A 17,858-nucleotide genomic window follows, 5' to 3' on the forward strand; every position below is an offset into this window, starting at 1 on the left:
TTATTACTGTAGATGAGCATTTTTCATTACAATAATTTCCATGGTTAGCGAGATAAACAGGGTCCCCCTTACGCGATACGGAGCTGTTTTTTGATCACATCAATGGGAATTCCTTGCTTCGCGGCGTCATAAATGAACTCCACGACGCTGTGGTCTTTCCGCGACCGGAGAAGCTCCAGCCCGGCGGAGAGGGTTTGTCGGGATTCGGCGATGCTGTACACAGAGGCCAAGAGCACCACCGCCCAATACCGTTTCACCGCCCGAACGTGGCGGACCCGGTATCCATCCAGCTTCAGTTGATCTTTCTCCTGCCGGAAAAAGCATTCGATCGTCCAGCACTGGGCGTAGTAACGCAAGATGTCTTCGTCCCCGAGCCTCCGGTCAGTGCTCAAGACACAATGGAGATGTTCCGGCGCCATCGGCTGATCCGCCTTCCAAGCCAGCAGCACCACCGTGACGAGGCGGGTGTCTTTTGGCTCGATATAGCGGGCGAACTGCTTGGCTTGGATGGCGATGCCTTTCGGGTAGAGAATCCGGTTCGTCTTGAGCATGGCGATGACATGGAATCCCTGTTTCAAGCAGGCTTCAATGAGCTTTTTGGACGGATGCCAAGAGTCCATCAACACATACACCGGCTGAGCCCGCTTCACTTTGAGCGAAGAAAGCATCTCGATCGCCAGGTCGATTTTGCTTCTTCCGGCCTTCTTGTCATACAAGCGGAACGCAAACGGAAACGCTTGTGTCAAGGTGTGCACCATCAGCCAAACGAGCGAATGCCCCCAGACCGATTGATGATCTTTGTGAGAGAAATGCCAATCACACCCTTGAATGGCGTGCGTTGCCCGTGACGAAGGCTTCGTTTTTTGGCAAATCGTATCATCAATCGAGACAAAAAGAGGCTGATTCTTTCGCTCGACCAGGCGCTCGATTCGGCGGAGGATCCACTCTTGAAGCTTCCCAAGCAGCCTTTCCTCATCCCAAGGGCTTTTCGTGAAAAAGTGACTGAGCGTCGTTCGATGATTCGGATGAAAGCTCCAGTGATGAATATCGGTCAATGTTCCCGAGAATTCCTTGGTGGTCAAGGCATCGACGATATGAATGAGATGCTTGATGACCGGTTTGGAAAGCTGCAGCGTCAACCCCAAAGTGAAGAAAAACTTGTGGATTCCTTGGTGATGTGCTAATCTATTCATGAGACATGAACCTCCTTGTGTGAATGGGTTTTGAGCACATCTATTTTACCCAAGGAGTCCGGTTCATGTCTCCTTTTTTGTTTGATTGTCAATTTATGTTAGTGAATTTGCTCATCTACAGTCTCATTACTGATTTCAGGTCATCACTCATCGGTACGAACATGCCTCAATGAGCCTCACCTGCTTTGGGGAATGGGAAAAATCGTGGGAGACTTGGTTCTTGCGACGGCAATGTTAGATTGATTGCTGCATCATTTTATTATTTTCAACCTAAAGGAGGAAAATCATTGATTTTGAAAAAAGTTCCAATAAGAAATCAGAATGATCAATGAGGGCCTTCCGGGGAATTTTAAACTGGCGATTTTGGGGAAAAGTAATCGGCCTTGACACAAGACGCATTTTAATGCGATTTAACTCATTTTATGCATTTAACTCACTTGTTTTTCCCCTTTCTATTTTGACAGAGTGGAGGTCGCTGGTTCGAGCCCAGTCGGAATCATCGAGCGAAATCCCTTGAGCTGGAAGGCTCCAAGGGATTTTTTGTTTATGTTGTCGTTTTTATTGCCACGGGTAATAAAACTATATTGAGCAGGTAAAAAGGGATGCGTATGAAAAATCATCAAACAAGCGCAGTCTATGTCATATCAGGCCCCGCTGGGGTTGGCAAATCAACAATCTCAACAGCATTGGCGAACAAGTTGGAGCGTAGTGCGTATATTTCCGGCGATGACATCAGCCATATGCATATCAATGGACGGAAAAAACCGTGGGAAAGCAAAGAAGAGCTTTCATTAATTTGGGATAATATTCTAAGTCTTGTAAGAAATTTTGTAAAATACGGCAATGATGTGGTAGTGGATTATATTGCCTTTCCCCAAGAAGCGATATGGTTGTATGAAAATGTAAAGGATTTAAACGTAACGGTTATGTATGTTGTTTTGTGGGCAGATGGGAAAACGTTAAGTCAAAGGGATGAGATGAGGCCTCCCGAGCAACAAATGGGGGAACGCTGCCTCATTTTGCTGAATGAGTTCCATGCATCAGGATTCGATCGAAAGCATCTTTTGGATACTAGTGGGAAACGTAAGGATGACATAGATGAGATGATTGATGAAATCATGAGCAATCAAAGATTTCGAATTTGTTAAAAGATGTTTCATTGGCGCTGCTCTTTCCTTGCCATCGCAAGTTGATTCTCACATCAGCAATGACACTGCGAATTTTATTGCTCTGCCGGTGAACACAAACAGCCCGTTTTCAGCGGGCTTTTTTTCATGATATGATAATGGCAAAAGAAGAAAGTTGCAAAAGAGACGAAGATGAGGGATGGACGTGGCGCATAACTTTCAATTTCTAGAAGGAAAATGGGATGTGCTTGCCCGGGTAGGGGAGACGGCCGAGCGGCATGTGCATCAAAACCCAAACGTGGCGATCAGCGAGCTGCGCAAGTTGGCCGAGACGATGACGAAATACATATTGGCGTTCGAAGGCATTCGCGAAGAGCGCGGCACCGATCAGCAAGACCGCCTCAAGGTGCTGCTGTATGAACAAATCATCCCAAAAGAGATATATGACATCTTCACGATGATCCGCTTAAAAGGCAATCAAGCGGTGCATGATCCCAATTATGGGGACGTGCATGAGGCAAAGACGCTATTGCACATGGCGTTTCGCCTAGCTGTATGGTTTATGGAAGTGTACGGCGACTGGTCGTTCGAAGCTCCCCAGTATCGAGAGCCGCTGCCGTCATCGTCTGAATCGACGGATGAACTGAATCGGCTCATCGAATCGTATAAACAGCGGCTTGCCGACTTGGAAGCGGAGCTTTCGCACATCCGCGAGGCGGGGCTGTATACGAGTGCCGAGGAAAAACAAAAGCGGCGTGACTATTCGCGGCGGGCGGTGGCGAATTTCGAACTGACTGAGGCAGAGACGCGCCTCTTCATCGATGAACAGCTGCGGGCGGCTGGCTGGGAGGCTGATTCGGAAAAACTGCGCTTTGCCAAAGGCGCGCGGCCAGAGAAGGGGCGGAATTTGGCGATTGCCGAATGGCCGCTTCGGCACGGGGTTGCCGATTATGCTCTTTTTATCGGCTTGGAGCTGGTCGGCCTCATTGAAGCGAAACGCGCAAGCAAAGACATCCCCGCCGATATCGAACAGGCAAAACAATACGCCCGTCTCGTTGTGCGCCATGGGCAAGAAGTGATTCACGAGCCGTGGGGGGAGTATTTCGTTCCATTTTTGTTCGCCACCAACGGCCGTCCGTACGTGAAACAGCTTGAACAAAAGTCCGGCATTTGGTTTTTGGACGCCCGGAAATCGACGAACCATCCGCGCCCGCTGCAAGGCTGGTATACGCCGGACGGGTTGAAACAGCTGCTGGAACAAGACATTGAACGATCCGAACAGCGGCTGCGCGATGAGACGTTCGATTATTTGAAACTGCGGCCGTACCAAGTGCGGGCGATTCAGGCTGTTGAGCGGGCGCTTGAAGACAAGCGCCGGAGCGTGCTTGTCGCCATGGCGACGGGAACGGGAAAAACGCGCATGGCGATCGGCTTGATTTACCGCTTGCTCAAAGCGAAACGGTTTCGGCGCATTTTGTTTCTCGTTGACCGAAAAGCGCTCGCCGAACAAGCGGAAGCGGCGTTTAAAGAAAGCCGAATGGAGCACTTTCAGACGTTTGCCGAGATTTACGGTTTGCAGTCGCTGTACGACCAAAAGCCCGATCCGGAGACGAAAGTGCATATCGCCACCGTTCAAGGAATGTTGAAGCGCATTTTTTACAACGACCGTCCCGAAGACGTTCCGCCGATTGACCAGTATGACTGCATCATCGTCGACGAAGCCCACCGCGGCTATACGTTGGATAAAGAAATGAACGAAATCGAGCTGGAGTTTAAAGACCATCGCGATTATGTAAGCAAGTATCGGCAAGTGCTCGATTACTTCGATGCCGTCCGCATCGGTTTGACCGCGACGCCCGCCTTGCATACGACGGACATTTTCGGCCCGCCCGTGTTTACGTATTCGTATCGCGAGGCGGTCATCGACGGGTATTTGGTCGACCATGAGCCGCCGTATCAGTTTGATACGGTGCTGAAACGGGAAGGGATTACGTGGGCGAAAGGAGAGACGGTTGATGTCTACGACGCCGTATCCCATACGGTGTCGCAAGAGTATTTGGAGGATGAACTGAACATTGATGTTTCGCACTTTAACACGAAAGTCGTAACGGAAAGCTTTAACCGCGTCATCATTCGCGAGCTCGTCAACTATATCGCTCCGGATGATGAAGGGAAGACGCTCATTTTTGCCGCGACGGACGATCACGCTGATCTCGTCGTCCGACTGCTGAAAGAAGAATTTGCGCGCGTATACGGAGAGTTCGATGACAATGCGGTCATGAAAATCACCGGATCGATCAAAGACCCGTCAGGAGCGATCCGCAGGTTTAAAAACGAAAAATACCCGACAATCGCGGTGACGGTCGATTTGTTAACGACAGGGGTCGATGTGCCGGCGATTACGAACCTCGTCTTTTTGCGCCGCGTTCGCTCGCGCATTTTGTATGAACAAATGCTCGGCCGGGCGACAAGGCGGTGCGATGAGATTGGGAAAGACCATTTCAACATCTTTGACGCCGTCGGCATTTACGAAACGTTAAAGCCGTATACAAGCATGAAACCGGTCGTCGCCCGCCCGCAGGCGACGCTGACGGAGCTGTTCGATGAACTCGAACAGCTTGAACAGACCGCCCATCTGGAATACCAAAAAGAACAAATCATTGCGAAGATGCAACGGAAAAAGCGGACGTGGTCCGACAGGCAACACGAAGATTTCCGCGTGCTTTCCGGCGGAAAAACGGTCGATGAATTCATCGACTGGCTGAAATCGCTGCCGTCTGATGAACTGAAAGACGGGCTGAAAGAATATAAATCGATGTTCCGCTATTTGGACGAAAACCGGTACCGCGAGCGCAAGCAATACATTTCCCACCATGAAGACAAGCTGCTTGGCGTCAAACGAGGCTACGGCAATGCGGAAAAACCGGACGACTATTTAGAGGCGTTCGGTGAATTTATCCGCACGAACATGAATAAAATCCCGGCGCTGATGATTGTCTGCCAGCGGCCGTCCGAACTGACGAGGGAAGAGTTGAAACAACTGCGATTGGAACTTGACCGAAGAGGCTTTTCCGAGAAAAAACTGCAGGCGGCATGGCGGGAGGCGAAAAATGACGACATCGCCGCCGACATTATCGCCTTCATCCGCCAACAGGCGCTCGGCGACCCGCTCATCAGTCATGAAGAACGAATTCGCCGCGCCATGAACGCCATTTACCGGATGAAACCATGGCCGCCGCTGCAAAAGAAATGGCTTGAGCGGATCGAAAAACAGCTGCTGCAAGAATATGTCCTCCATCCCGACCCGGAAAAAGCGTTTGACTACGAACCGTTTAAAAGCCACGGCGGCTTTAAGCAGCTGAACAATATTTTCGGCGGTCAATTGCCGCAAATCGTGCGCGAAATTAATGAAAACTTGTACAACTACGCCAAGAAGGAGCAAGCCTAGAGATGAACAACCGAGAAATTGTCCAAAAGCTGTGGAACTTGTGCAACGTCTTGCGCGACGACGGCATCACGTACCACCAATATGTCACCGAGCTGACGTATTTGCTGTTTTTGAAAATGATGAAAGAAACCGGGCAAGAATACATCATCCCCGAGCCATACCGTTGGGACGTGCTCGCCAAAAAGGATGGAATCGAGCTGAAAACGTATTACCAACAGCTGCTCATGGCGCTTGGGCAGGAAGAGAACGAACTGTTAAGGCAAATTTACACCGACGCGACGTCCAACATCCGTGAGCCGAAAAACTTGGAAAAAATCATCCGCACCATCGACGCCCTTGACTGGTACAACGCGAAAGAAGAAGGGCTCGGCGCCTTGTACGAAGGGCTGCTCGAGAAAAACGCGAGCGAATTGAAATCAGGCGCGGGGCAATATTTCACCCCCCGCGTGCTGATTGACGTCATCGTCGAACTCGTTGACCCGAAGCCCGGCGAGCGCTGCCACGACCCGGCGGCGGGGATGTTCGGCTTTATGATCGCCGCCAGCCGCCACGTCCGGGCGAAAACGGACGACTATTTTGATTTATCGGAAGAAGAAATTCGGTTCCAGAAATATAAAGCGTTCTCCGGGGTCGAGCTCGTCCGCGACACGCACCGCCTCGCGGTCATGAACGCCCTCTTGCATGATGTGCACGGCGACATTTTGCTTGGCGACACGCTCTCTCCCCTTGGCGAACAGCTGAAAGGGTATGACGTCATTTTGACAAACCCGCCGTTTGGCACAAAAAAAGGCGGGGAACGGGCGACACGGACCGACTTTACGTTTATGACGTCAAACAAGCAGCTGAACTTCCTCCAGCACATTTATCGGGCGCTCAGACCAAACGGCAAGGCGCGCGCCGCGGTCGTTGTGCCCGACAACGTGCTGTTTGAAGGCGGCGTCGGCGCCGACATCCGCCGCGACTTGATGGACAAATGCAACGTCCATACGATCTTGCGCTTGCCGACCGGCATTTTCTACGCCCAAGGGGTGAAAACGAACGTCTTGTTCTTCACCCGCGGGGAAACAGACACGGGCAACACGAAAGAAGTATGGGTGTACGATCTTCGCACGAACATGCCGTCGTTTGGCAAGCGCAATCCGCTGACGAAAGACCATTTCGCCGGATTTATGAAAGCCTACACCGCCGAAGACCGCCATCAAGTCGACGATGAACGGTGGAACGTCTTCACCCGCGACGACATCGCCAAAAAAGGCGACAGCCTCGACATCGGTCTCATCGCCGACGAATCGCTGTCCGTGTACGACAACTTGCCCGACCCGATTGATTCAGCTGAGGAAGCGGTGGAGAAATTAGAGCTCGCCATCTCGCTGCTCAATGAAGTCATTGCCGAACTGAAAGCGGCCGAACACCCGCCCCGCTACGAACCGGCCAAAACCGAAATGCTCCACGTCGCTGAACGACTCGAGGTGTCAGAACGATGAGCAAGGCCAAACCAAAATCGATGGAACAGCTGCTCGAAGAAGCGCTCGTGCCCAAAGACGAGCAGCCGTACGAAGTGCCGGGGAATTGGGTGTGGGTTCGATCAGGCCATGTAGCAAAGTGGGGGTCAGGGGGGACCCCTTCAAGAAAGAGATTAGAATATTACGGTGGGGATATTCCTTGGATTAAAACGGGCGAATTAAATGATGGAATAATCACCGGCTCTGAAGAAACTATTACAGAAGAGGGACTCCAGAAGTCCAGTGCAAAAATATTTCCAAAAGGATCTATAGTCATTGCAATGTATGGTGCAACAATTGGAAGACTTGGCATACTTGGTATAGATGCTGCTACAAATCAGGCCTGTGCAGTCGGTCAACCGTATGAGTTTTTAGATTCAAAATATATGTTTTACTATTTTTTTGCACGAAGAAGTGATTTAGTAGCGTTAGGTAAAGGTGGAGCCCAACCGAATATCTCTCAAACGATAATCAAAGATTTTCCTTTTGCCTTGCCTCCCCTAAACGAACAAAAACGCATCGCCGATAAAATTGAGCGGCTGTTTGCGAAAATCGACGAAGCAAAGAGGCTGATTGAAGAAGTGAAGGAGTCGATCGAACAGCGGCGGGCGGTCATGTTGGAGAAGGCGTTTAAAGGGCAATTAGGGACAAATGACCCGAGCGAGAAAAGTATATTGGAAACATCCGATGATCTAAGTGAAAAAGACGTCATTCCGAAAGAACAATGGCCTTATGAGGTGCCGGGGAATTGGACTTGGATAAAGCTGAAATCATGTCTAAAAAGATTGCAATATGGATACACGGCAACATCATCGACTTTAACAGAAGGACCGAAGTATCTGCGTATCACAGATATACAAAATGACAATGTTGACTGGGAAACGGTTCCGTACTGTAAAATAGATGATAAATTATTAGAAAAATACAAATTGAATAAGGGAGATATCGTTATTGCAAGAACAGGGGCTACTACTGGTAAAAGCTTTTTGATTGATGATATGCCATTTTGTTCTGTTTTTGCTTCTTATTTAATTCGCTTAACGATGAATGAAAATTTGAATCCATACTACCTATGGAATTATTTAAAAAGCTCGATGTATTGGAAGCAAATCACTATTGTAAAAAAGGGCATTGCTCAACCGGGAGCCAATGCTCGGATTATTGGGGAACTCATTGTTCCATTGCCGCCTGTTCCAGAACAAAAACGCATCGCCGAGAAACTCGACAACTTATTAGAAAAATTAGAGAACGAAAAACAACTCGTTTTGGCAGTGGAGGAAAAGCTCGATTTATTAAAACAATCCGTTCTCCAGAAAGCCTTCCGCGGCGAGTTGGGGACGAATGACCCGAACGATGGACACGCGATGGAGTTGGTCAAAGAAGCGTTGCTCTCGTCAAGCGGACAGCGGTGACGCTGTTCGCTTGATCGAATCATGATTTTGCATTGTGGGGGATGACGATGAAAGCTGCAAAGGATTGTGGAAGCACGCAGAACGATTTCAGTTGCTCATGAACCAAACTGACGGTCAAATAAGCGCAGTGCTTTACAGATTTGGGGCTGAAACTTTCTTTCAACATAGCCATCTGAATCATCACGAGGCAGGCTGAAATGCCTCCCAACCTTTCTGTCTCAAAGGATGAGAGGCATTTTGTCTGCCCGGCTACTGTCGAACCCGGTTGAATCAGAATGATCAAATGATTAACAAGGTGGAATGTAAAACATATACATGTTTTGTTTTACCCGTTTGAATCAAGGGAGTGTTTTGGTGCAATCGTAAACTTTTGCACCATTTCTTGCAACGTTTCGGATACATTCGCCAATGAAGCGGCTCCTGACGCAATCTCTTCCATGGAAGCGAGTTGCTCTTCGGCGGAATGGGCCATTGTTTTGGACGTCTCCATTGTCTTTTCGGCTGCAGCGGCGAGTTCCGAAATGGCTGAATCCAGTTCTTGTATGCCGGCTGACAGCTGCTGTACGGATGCTGATACGTCTTCCAATTGGGCTGAGATGGTTTTCGAGTTTGCGAAAATCGTGTTGAATTTCGCTGCTGTTTCTTGGGAAGCATCGATGCCGTCTTGAACCTTTTGCATCACATCTTCCATGCTCGTTGATGTGTTCTCTACATCTTGATGGATGCTGGACAACAAATGGGTGATTTGTTTTGTCGCTGCTTGCGTTTGTTCGGCCAATTTTCTCACTTCATCGGCCACGACGGCAAATCCCGCCCCATGTTCTCCTGCTCTCGCCGCTTCTATGGCGGCGTTTAAGGAAAGGAGATTCGTCTGCTCCGCGATTTGATGAATCGTGTGGACGACCGCTTCGATTTCTTTTGACCGCTCCTGCAACGTGTGAATCAGTTGTTCTGACCGGAGCACGGCTTGATGAATGTCCTGCATCTGCTCGGCATTTTTTTCGACCGATGTTTTCCCGTCTTCGGCTAAGTTTGTCATATGGACGGACAAGTGGGCGATGGCTGTCGTGCGCTCCGCGATTTGAGAGACGCCCTGCGTCATTTGCTCCATGGCGGCGGCGATTTCATCAGTTTGGCTGCTTTGGCTGTCCGCTCTGCTGGCGACTTCTTGGATGCCGACAGAAACTTGTTCCGTTGACAAGGCTGTTTGCTCCGCGCTCGCTGTCAGTTCCTCTGCAGCCGCGGCGACTTGCTCTGATGCATCCGCGACTCGGGTCAGCATTTGAGAAAGATCGTCTTTCATTTTGTTATAGCTTTCGACAATTTGTCCAATTTCATCACGAGTTCTGTCGTTGATGGCAACAGTAAAGTCTCCATTCCCTGCTCGCTGGAGGGCGCTAGAGACGGCGGCCAATCGAGCATGGATGCGACGCGAGAACCATATTGCGGCTGCTGATGCAATCACGAATATGATGACTGCAGAAAGGACCAATGTTTTCAAAAGGGAAGACACGGCTGTGTCCACATATGTTTGGGGAATCCCAACATAAAACATCCCGATCATTTCTCCGCGATCGTTTTTGATCGGCATATATGCAGCTTGATACCATTGATGTAAAATATTCACTTCACGGAAGAAGGTGTTCCCTTTCTTTAACACTTGTTCCACGACTTCTGGCGGCGCGGTTGTGCCAACAGCCCGTCGATTGTTCACAATAATGTTGGTGGCAACCCGTGTTTCATTTTGAAAGATCGTTGCCGTTCCGCCCGTTAGGTTTCCGATTTCGTCAACGAGTTGATTGTTGCCATTGATTTTCTTGTTTCCTTTATAAAGCGCTCCGTCTTTGACAGCCCAACTCCCTTCATATTTTTCGTCAAGATAGCGATAGGCCAAGGAAAGACTGGATTTGACTCTTTCAAGCGTTTCTTTTTGGATTCCCTTTTTGATTTGGATGATGGCAGCAGCCGTCAAAACAGCGGTTAGTAGAACGATGATGCAAAAAAACAAAATATTGATCTTTGTTCCTAGCTTCAAGGTTTTCAATGAGTGCTCCTCCTCTCCATTCTTTGTCAAACATATCCATCATTATAGTAACAAAAGAGGAATTGATAAATAGTGTATTGTTCCTAATTGGGGTTCTATAGTGTATCCTAAATGTTTAAAAGCCGGGCCACTTCCGCCCGGCTTTTAGGTAGTAATGGTGAGAAACGAAACCTTTCACCTTTATCATATTCGAACGAAAAACGATCTGGTGGTTGATGCAGGAAAATCACTTGGCTTTATGCAACATACGAATGACAAAACTTGCAAGCAAAATGAGGATAACGGAACCGATCAGCGCGGGGATGATGTCAAATCCGCCGATGGTCGGCCCCCAGTTGCCAAAGAGCGCCGTTCCAAGCCAGGCTCCGATAAATCCGGCGATCACGTTGCCAATGATCCCTCCTGGAATATCGCGGCCCGTCAGAAGACCGGCCAGCCAACCGATGACGCCCCCGACAATCAAGCTCCACAAAAATGACATGGATGATTCCTCCCTCAAATCATGAAAAGGATTCTTTCGTATTTATATTGTGCGTCAAAAGGAGCAGCAATTATGCACGCAAAAGCCCCATCATACTTTATCGGCGCGCGTTCTCTGTTTTTGGCGTTTTGTCCGGGGACAGAGTTTTGGCTGCGTATTGGAAACCATTGTGTTTATGATGACGGATAAATCGTCAGCTTCTCTTCCGCCTTCGTGCGCGGCCGGGCAGGGGGGATTTGATCGGAGATCGAAGAAGTCGAGATGCAAAAAATCAAAGCCGCGCTTGACTCGCAGTCAAACGCGGCTTTCGGATGAAGGAAAACTAGCGAATGGATTCAAGCTGCTTGGCAAGATGGTGGAGTTTCTTCTCATGCTGGATGGTTTTGGACGCGAGGAAATGGACGGTTTCTTGCGTTTCGGTCAGCTCCACGCGCAAGCCAGCGAATTTTTGTTCGAGTCGGTCGAACCGCTCGTTCACCTCGGCGCGAAATTGCTGCATTTCCGCTCTCAGCTGGTTGGCCGTTTCTTGCATTTCCGCTCTCAGCTGGTTGGCCGTTTCTTGCATTTCCGCTCTCAACTGATTAGCGGTGTCTTGGATTTCTGCTCTTAGCTGATTAGCAGTGTCTTGGATTTCCGCCCTCAGCTGGCTTCCCATTTCGTCAATTTGGGTGCGGATGTCGCGGGAGAATATTTTCAGCGCCTCGACCACTTCTTTCACAACCGTGTCGCGTTCCATGCTTGTTCACCTCCTCTTTTTTGATTATACAACGTGGAGTGGGGAAAGAAAACTACGTTTTGAACAAGCTTTTTCTCCGTTTTCATTTGATTGATTGCAGCCTCGTGGGCGAAGTTGGAAAGTTCATGTCAATGATCATGGCGGCGTTTTGAGGGAACGGGAGGATCTGCCTCTTCGTTAATCAAAATATTAGTTTCTCGTTTATCACTTTTAGGGATTTATAATAAGTGATTTCTTATTATAAAAATAATAAACTATTATTTTACTTATTGATAGAAGGGACATATGATAAAAACAGTTATGTGATACCAATAGGGGGGATTAGAGTGGAGAAGCGAAAGATGGCTGTTTGGCCATATTCGACTGCCCATGAAAAAAGTAAACGTTTTTGGTTAGGAGGAGTAGCCTTTACGTTTTCGGTGGCCGCCACTGGAATGGCATTGGCCTCCATACCTGGACTGGATCATTTAGGTTCGCTCGCTTGCGCCATTTTGCTTGCTGTGATGTATCGGCAGCTGTTTGGTTATCCAGAAGCGATTCAACCGGGCATCCAATTTGTTTCAAAATATTTGTTGCGATTGGCCATTATGTTATTTGGTCTAAAGTTGAATATGGATGTTTTGATTCATCAAGGATGGGGGCTTGTCATTCGTGATGCAGCGGTCATTATATTGGCTATTTTCATGATGATTTGGCTTGGCAACATGTTGAAAGCAAGCCCTTCTTTATCTTTATTGTTGGGCATCGGGACGGGGGTATGCGGGGCGGCTGCGATTGCCGCTGTTTCTCCCATTTTGCAGTCGGACGACGACGAAACCGCCATCTCCATCGGAATGATTGCGCTTGTCGGAACGGTGTTTTCGATCGCGTATACACTGCTTCGACCTGTTTTGCCCATTTCGTCTTTACATTACGGGATTTGGAGCGGGATGAGTTTGCATGAAATTGCCCACGTCGCGTTAGCGAGCGCTCCAGCTGGGCAGGATGCATTGGCTATGGCGTTGCTGGCAAAGTTAGGAAGAGTGCTTTGGCTTGTGCCGCTCAGTTTTGCCCTCATTTATTGGAGAAGAAAAAAAGACGGTGGCCAAGAGAGAGGAGAAACGAAAGTAGAATTTCCTTGGTTTTTGCTTGGATTTATCATGATGAGTTTACTTGGTAGTTATGTGCTTGGAAACGCCATTCTTGTTTCTCAAAACGTCTTGAGCTATATCTCTTCCTTCACCTCATTTCTTTTGACGGCGGCGATGGTCGGCCTTGGATTGAATGTTGATTTACGAAAATTGCGGACAAACGGATTGCGTCCTCTTCTTGCCATGTGTATTGTGTCTCTTTTATTGTCTTTTTTATCTTTTTTTATCGCTTAACGTTCAAGGAAAAAGACGGCCCGCAAACGCTGCCGGTCGTCTTTTTATTAGGGAGATGGTGGTCGTGGTGAATGGCTGATTGAAGGTTGGTGAGTACGTACTATGGTTAAAAACAGTTCCATGGCTTTTGTATAAAACGGAGTTTTCGGTGTAACGAGAGAAAAGTGGCGAAAAAATGGTTCATCATTGATCGGGATGATTTTTAACGTACCAAATGAAAGTTCTTTTTTTATCGTCCAGAGAGAGAGAAAGGTCAGCCCCAAACCAGCTTCTACCGCTTCTTTAATGAGCTGTGTACTGCCGAATTCCATGATGGAAGACGGAAAGAAGTTGTGTTTGAGAAAAAATTCGTCCGTTGCTTTTCTTGTTCCAGATCCTGTTTCACGAACAATCCATGTGGCGTTGCGGAGGTCTTCCATCTGCACCGTCTCTTTTTGGGCATACGGATGATGAGCAGAAGCAACGACAACCATTTGATCTTGGGCAAATGGTTCAATATATACATTTTTCGGTTCGATATCCATTTCGATAATCCCCACATCCAGCTGATGGCCGCGCACCATTTCAACAATTTCATTCGAGTTCCCGATCGTGATGGTTGGTTTGATGAGTGGATAGTGTTGATGCAATTTTGCGATCATCTGTGGAAGAACATACTCGCCATACGTGTAGCTGGCCCCAATTGACAGCTCTCCGCTGGCTCGATTCATTAAATCATCAAGCAGTTGATTCATGCGTGTATACAGTCCGAGTATTTCTTTCGCATAGTGATAAACAATTTCGCCGGCTTTATTCAATTTGACGTACTTGTTTGTCCTGTACAGAAGTTTCGTATCGAATAATCGCTCTAGCGTTTGGATGTGCTGGCTGACAGCAGGCTGTGTCATATGCAGCTCCTCAGCTGCTTTCGTGAAGTTTCCTTTTTCCACTACTTTTACGAACACGTATAGCAACTGATCCAAGGTTGTCCCTCCAAACTTTGTTTGAATATACGCTTAGTTTATCATGCGTTTCGGTTAACGCCAATCGATTAGATACGGCAACCATCGACTTGTTGGATCAAGTGATCGAACAGTTTGTGCAATGGATTCATACGCATCGCGAACGGTGAGCGCGCCGTTCACTTTTTCTTTCGGGTGGCGGTGAGTCCGAGTAAGTTAAATAATTTGCTTGACTATCAAGCAGGTGCAAGAGAATCGAGAGAAGAAAAAACGGCAGCGATGCCGTTTTTTCTTGAATGCTCATCTATTTCGCATAGCGAACCATCGTAACTATGTCGCCCATGTCTTTCATCGAATGCATGTTGGTTGTATGGTGAGGTTTATGACAGTGAAAGACCCAATTTCCCGGGTTGTTGGCCAAAAATTCGATGTTCCATGTTTCTCCTGGCGCTACATTAATCGTGTTTCGTTTTAATCTTGCCATCATAGGAATCGGATTTCCGTCAACCGCGGTGACACTAAACTCATGCCCGTGAAAATGCATCGGATGAGAATCCATACTTAAATTGCCAAGGCGAATACGGACGCGCTCGCCATATCGGACAAATAAAGGAGCGGTATCAGGATAGGCTTTGCCGTTAATTGTGAAAAAATTAAACATCATTGACATTGGATCGATGTCATATATATTTGATGCCGATTGTTTGGAAGGGTGATCATTCATTGGATGGCTGCTAGTTTGCTGATGCATCTCCATCTGCACAGCCCACTCTTGAAGCAACAGAACATAATCGCGGTCCACGGGTTCTTCGTATATGCCGCGCGAAATAAGCATGCCTGCTAATCCCATTAACTCTTGTTTTGTATCATGGACATGGCTGTGGTACATAAACGTTCCTGACTGTTGGATGCGAAATTCATACGTAAAACTTTCTCCCGGTTGGATAATCGGGCTGCCCCCAGGGCCGGGTACGCCGTCCATTCGGTTGGAAACAATTAATCCGTGCCAATGGACGGATGTCGCTTCTGGCAAACGGTTTTCGACTGTAATTTGAACATAGTCCCCTTGATTGACAAGAATTGTCGGCCCGGGAATACTTCCGTTGTATCCATACCCGCGGATTTTAATTCCGTTTACCAACTCATGCACGACCGGTTCCGCCCGCAAGTGAAATTGTTTTACCCCGTTTTTGAGAACCCGAAATGGCGCATCTTTTACATTGGGCGTGATAATAGGCGTTTGAGTGTAAATTAGCACATTATTTCAGAATCCCTTTTTCAAATTATTTCAGATGGATTCTGAAATAATGTGCAAAATTTTTGCGGATTATTGCGGATTTTGCACATTCTTTCGGAACATTTGCACGCTCTTTCAGATGAAGAATTTCCAGCGCGCCTGATGGACCGATGAAAAAGAAAAAGCACAAAAGAGGCCGATTTGGCCCCTTTCGTGCTAATACCCCATTTCCTCTGCAGCCATGCGCACCACTTCTTCGTCAATGACGTCCTTTTTCAGCTGATGCCCGTACAGCAGGCAAGTCGTGGCCAACGTGTTGATGACACGGGGCCAACCACGTGATTGCAGGGCCATCGCCTCTAACGCCGATGGGGTGAAGATCGGATGCTTCGCCCCGGCCTGTTTCATTCGATGCTCGATGTAGCCCGCCACCTCTTCCTTCTCCATCGGCCCCATCCGGTATCGCATGATGATCCGCTGGTCGAGAGGGCGGTGCTGATTGAGCCGCAGCTTCCCCTGTAAATGAGGCAACCCGGCCAAAATCAAGACAAATGGGTTGGTTGAATCCATCTCAAAGTTGAACAAGATGGCGATGTCCTGTAAAAATGCATCCTTTGCTAAATGCATCTCGTCCAAAATGAACACCGATGTGATCCGTCGTTCATGATGCAATCGCTCGATCGCCTGCTGGATTTGGCGGAAGAGGTCCACCTTGCGGTATTTCGGTTCTTCCCCCAACCCAAGGGCCAGACCGCGGTAAAAATCCATCACGCCTCCGGTGGATAACGGAAAGTAGACGACATGATACAATGATGGATTCAATGACTCTTTCAGCGCCCGAAGGGCGAACGTCTTGCCCGCCCCCGGCTCTCCGATCAACAGCCCGATTCCCCGCGTTCGCTTCACGTACTCCAGCGCCCGCAGCGCTTCTTGAAACGCCGCCCCTTGATACGACTCGGACGGATCTGTTTCTTTCGCAAACGGCTCCCGCGAGAGGGAATAAAACGTTTTATACATCCTGTTCGCCCTCCTTCGCCGAAACCGCCGCAAACGGCGACCGGTGGCGCTTCACATAGGCATTGTCCTCCAAACGCACCCGAATGGCTTCCGCCACCCGTTTGCCCTCTTCGTACACATAGACGCCTCGTTCGTCATAGCGGAGCTCAATCGATTGCCCAATGAACCGAGGCGGCACTTCGTATAGCTGCTTATTCAGGGTGATCGTGCCATCGGCTTTCACCTTGCGGTGTTCCCGTTTCAGAAAAATCGCATCCAGCCAATCGATGTCTTCGATCCACACCACTCGTTCCACTTGGGACTGAAACACCTCATGCGGCGTTTTCCCATCCAGCGAGGCGTGAGGCTTTCGATGATACTCTTCTTCAAGCCACTTCCAAAAACGCTCGTTCAACTCGTCAAGCGATTTCGGCGGATTCAGCTCCAACAGTGGATAAAACCGTGTCTGTACGGTGCGGAAGAACCGTTCGATTTTTCCCTTGCTTTGCGGGTCATACGGCTGAGTGTGGATGAGTGTAATCCCCATCTCGGCGCACGCATACTGCAGCACCTCGGACCGATAAATTTTCTCGTTGTCCGAGTCAATGCGTTTTGGCTTCCCGCAACGAAGCACCGCTTCCTTTGTGACGATCCGCAGCCCGTCAAACTTCTCCGAAGGGAAACTATACATACGGCACCAACCGCGAGCAGTCATCGATATAAGCGATCAAAAACGTTTTCTGGGGTTTCCCATGGACGCGAATCGTGGGTCCATGGGATAAGTCCCCTTGCCATAGCTCATTGATCTGGTCATACGCAAAGCGTTTTCGCTCCGGCATCGGCAAGATTTCTTTTCCCACCAGGTTGTGTTTTTTCAACAGTCGGTATATAGTAAAGTATGAGAGGGTGGTGGGAATGTCCCCCTGCTTGGTGAGTTGTTCGTAGAATAGGGTCACGGGCATGGTGGGATGTTCCTTCCTCAATGCTAGAATATGATCCTCATCATCGGGGGACAGACGTCTGGAGCGGCCGCGGTCCGAACGGCGCTTCGGCTTCAAGACGTCGAAGCCCCCTTTTTTGTATCGGGCGCACCAATCCAGAATCGTCTTCGCCGCAATGGGCTTGTCCCCTTGATGAGGAATCGAATGCACTCGCCCGCCCACCTCATTCAAATACGCCTTGGGCTCCACCTGGCCATTCACCAACGGAGCGATCAGCCCGTACCGAAACAGCGCGATGTCGTGTCTCATCGATTCATCCATCCGGATCTCCTCCCTGTCTCCCTGTGATGTTGGACCGTTCCGGTCCCTCTGCCTCCTATCTTACGAAACGGCTCGAGATTCGTCGAGAGGAAGGGTTTGTGGGAACATCAACCAT

General features: G+C 48.8%; 13 protein-coding genes and 1 pseudogene. 6 read left to right on the top strand and 8 right to left on the bottom strand.

Translation table 11 applies throughout. The features are described 5' to 3' along the window. Positions 1 to 68 precede the first annotated feature (68 nt). Positions 69 to 1,193, bottom strand: coding sequence for an IS701 family transposase (locus GYMC52_RS04245; RefSeq protein ID WP_013523200.1), 1,125 nt, complete (start codon positions 1,191 to 1,193; stop codon positions 69 to 71). Between the two features lie 602 nt (positions 1,194 to 1,795). Here GYMC52_RS04245 and GYMC52_RS04250 point away from each other — a divergent pair. From GYMC52_RS04250 to GYMC52_RS04265, 4 genes are all read left to right on the top strand, one after another. Beyond that, complete coding sequence (locus tag GYMC52_RS04250) at positions 1,796 to 2,341, top strand: AAA family ATPase (protein WP_013523201.1); 546 nt, start codon at positions 1,796 to 1,798, stop codon at positions 2,339 to 2,341. 184 nt (positions 2,342 to 2,525) lie between these two features. Continuing rightward, positions 2,526 to 5,768: a type I restriction-modification system endonuclease gene (gene hsdR, locus GYMC52_RS04255; protein ID WP_013523202.1), complete on the top strand. Its 3,243-nt coding sequence runs from the start codon at positions 2,526 to 2,528 to the stop codon at positions 5,766 to 5,768. 2 nt (positions 5,769 to 5,770) lie between these two features. Then, the gene (locus tag GYMC52_RS04260) at positions 5,771 to 7,252 is read left to right on the top strand and encodes a type I restriction-modification system subunit M (protein ID WP_013523203.1); all 1,482 of its coding nucleotides are present in this window, start codon (positions 5,771 to 5,773) and stop codon (positions 7,250 to 7,252) included. Beyond that, a complete protein-coding gene (locus GYMC52_RS04265; protein ID WP_013523204.1) occupies positions 7,249 to 8,682 on the top strand; it encodes a restriction endonuclease subunit S in 1,434 nt (477 codons plus the stop codon). Before GYMC52_RS04260 ends, GYMC52_RS04265 begins: the two co-directional genes overlap by 4 nt. A gap of 325 nt (positions 8,683 to 9,007) precedes the next feature. Here the strand turns inward: GYMC52_RS04265 and GYMC52_RS04270 are convergent, their stop codons facing one another. The 3 genes from GYMC52_RS04270 to GYMC52_RS04280 all read right to left on the bottom strand — a co-directional run bounded on the left by GYMC52_RS04270 (position 9,008) and on the right by GYMC52_RS04280 (position 11,943). Continuing rightward, positions 9,008 to 10,726, bottom strand: coding sequence for a methyl-accepting chemotaxis protein (locus GYMC52_RS04270; RefSeq protein ID WP_013523205.1), 1,719 nt, complete (start codon positions 10,724 to 10,726; stop codon positions 9,008 to 9,010). A 226-nt stretch (positions 10,727 to 10,952) separates the two neighbouring features. Then, positions 10,953 to 11,207: a GlsB/YeaQ/YmgE family stress response membrane protein gene (locus tag GYMC52_RS04275; protein WP_013523206.1), complete on the bottom strand. Its 255-nt coding sequence runs from the start codon at positions 11,205 to 11,207 to the stop codon at positions 10,953 to 10,955. 322 nt (positions 11,208 to 11,529) lie between these two features. Continuing rightward, on the bottom strand, positions 11,530 to 11,943 hold the full coding sequence (locus tag GYMC52_RS04280) for a hypothetical protein (RefSeq protein ID WP_013523207.1): 414 nt from the start codon (positions 11,941 to 11,943) through the stop codon (positions 11,530 to 11,532). 341 nt (positions 11,944 to 12,284) lie between these two features. Here GYMC52_RS04280 and GYMC52_RS04285 point away from each other — a divergent pair, with 341 nt between their 5' ends. Beyond that, the gene (locus GYMC52_RS04285) at positions 12,285 to 13,307 is read left to right on the top strand and encodes a YeiH family protein (RefSeq protein ID WP_013523208.1); all 1,023 of its coding nucleotides are present in this window, start codon (positions 12,285 to 12,287) and stop codon (positions 13,305 to 13,307) included. Positions 13,308 to 13,354: 47 nt separating this feature from the next. On the opposite strand, the gene GYMC52_RS04290 is transcribed toward GYMC52_RS04285, so the two are convergent. Further along, entirely contained in the window at positions 13,355 to 14,269 is a 915-nt protein-coding gene (locus tag GYMC52_RS04290; RefSeq protein WP_013523209.1) for a LysR family transcriptional regulator, read from the bottom strand. A gap of 17 nt (positions 14,270 to 14,286) precedes the next feature. Between GYMC52_RS04290 and GYMC52_RS20140 the strand changes: the two genes are divergently transcribed. Further along, complete coding sequence (locus GYMC52_RS20140) at positions 14,287 to 14,418, top strand: hypothetical protein (RefSeq protein ID WP_255347947.1); 132 nt, start codon at positions 14,287 to 14,289, stop codon at positions 14,416 to 14,418. A gap of 134 nt (positions 14,419 to 14,552) precedes the next feature. Here GYMC52_RS20140 and GYMC52_RS04295 read toward each other — a convergent pair whose 3' ends face one another. From GYMC52_RS04295 to GYMC52_RS04305, 3 genes and pseudogenes are all read right to left on the bottom strand, one after another. Further along, positions 14,553 to 15,506, bottom strand: coding sequence for a multicopper oxidase family protein (locus GYMC52_RS04295; RefSeq protein WP_013523210.1), 954 nt, complete (start codon positions 15,504 to 15,506; stop codon positions 14,553 to 14,555). Between the two features lie 195 nt (positions 15,507 to 15,701). After that, a complete protein-coding gene (locus GYMC52_RS04300; RefSeq protein WP_013523211.1) occupies positions 15,702 to 16,502 on the bottom strand; it encodes an ExeA family protein in 801 nt (266 codons plus the stop codon). Next, positions 16,495 to 17,743, bottom strand: a pseudogene (locus GYMC52_RS04305) (IS481 family transposase). Before GYMC52_RS04305 ends, GYMC52_RS04300 begins: the two are co-directional and overlap by 8 nt. Positions 17,744 to 17,858 lie beyond the last annotated feature (115 nt).

It is taken from the genome of Geobacillus sp. Y412MC52 (assembly GCF_000174795.2).
In the GTDB taxonomy this organism is placed as follows: domain Bacteria; phylum Bacillota; class Bacilli; order Bacillales; family Anoxybacillaceae; genus Geobacillus; species Geobacillus thermoleovorans.

Excerpts from the sequence above, each read along its gene's own strand:
- GYMC52_RS04245 (WP_013523200.1), bottom strand. The coding sequence starts at position 1,193 with ATGAATAGATTAGCACATCACCAAGGAATCCACAAGTTTTTCTTCACT.
- GYMC52_RS04250 (WP_013523201.1), top strand. The coding sequence starts at position 1,796 with ATGCGTATGAAAAATCATCAAACAAGCGCAGTCTATGTCATATCAGGC.
- GYMC52_RS04260 (WP_013523203.1), top strand. The coding sequence starts at position 5,771 with ATGAACAACCGAGAAATTGTCCAAAAGCTGTGGAACTTGTGCAACGTC.
- GYMC52_RS04265 (WP_013523204.1), top strand. The coding sequence starts at position 7,249 with ATGAGCAAGGCCAAACCAAAATCGATGGAACAGCTGCTCGAAGAAGCG.
- GYMC52_RS04275 (WP_013523206.1), bottom strand. The coding sequence starts at position 11,207 with ATGTCATTTTTGTGGAGCTTGATTGTCGGGGGCGTCATCGGTTGGCTG.
- GYMC52_RS04280 (WP_013523207.1), bottom strand. The coding sequence starts at position 11,943 with ATGGAACGCGACACGGTTGTGAAAGAAGTGGTCGAGGCGCTGAAAATA.
- GYMC52_RS04285 (WP_013523208.1), top strand. The coding sequence starts at position 12,285 with ATGGCTGTTTGGCCATATTCGACTGCCCATGAAAAAAGTAAACGTTTT.
- GYMC52_RS04300 (WP_013523211.1), bottom strand. The coding sequence starts at position 16,502 with ATGTATAAAACGTTTTATTCCCTCTCGCGGGAGCCGTTTGCGAAAGAA.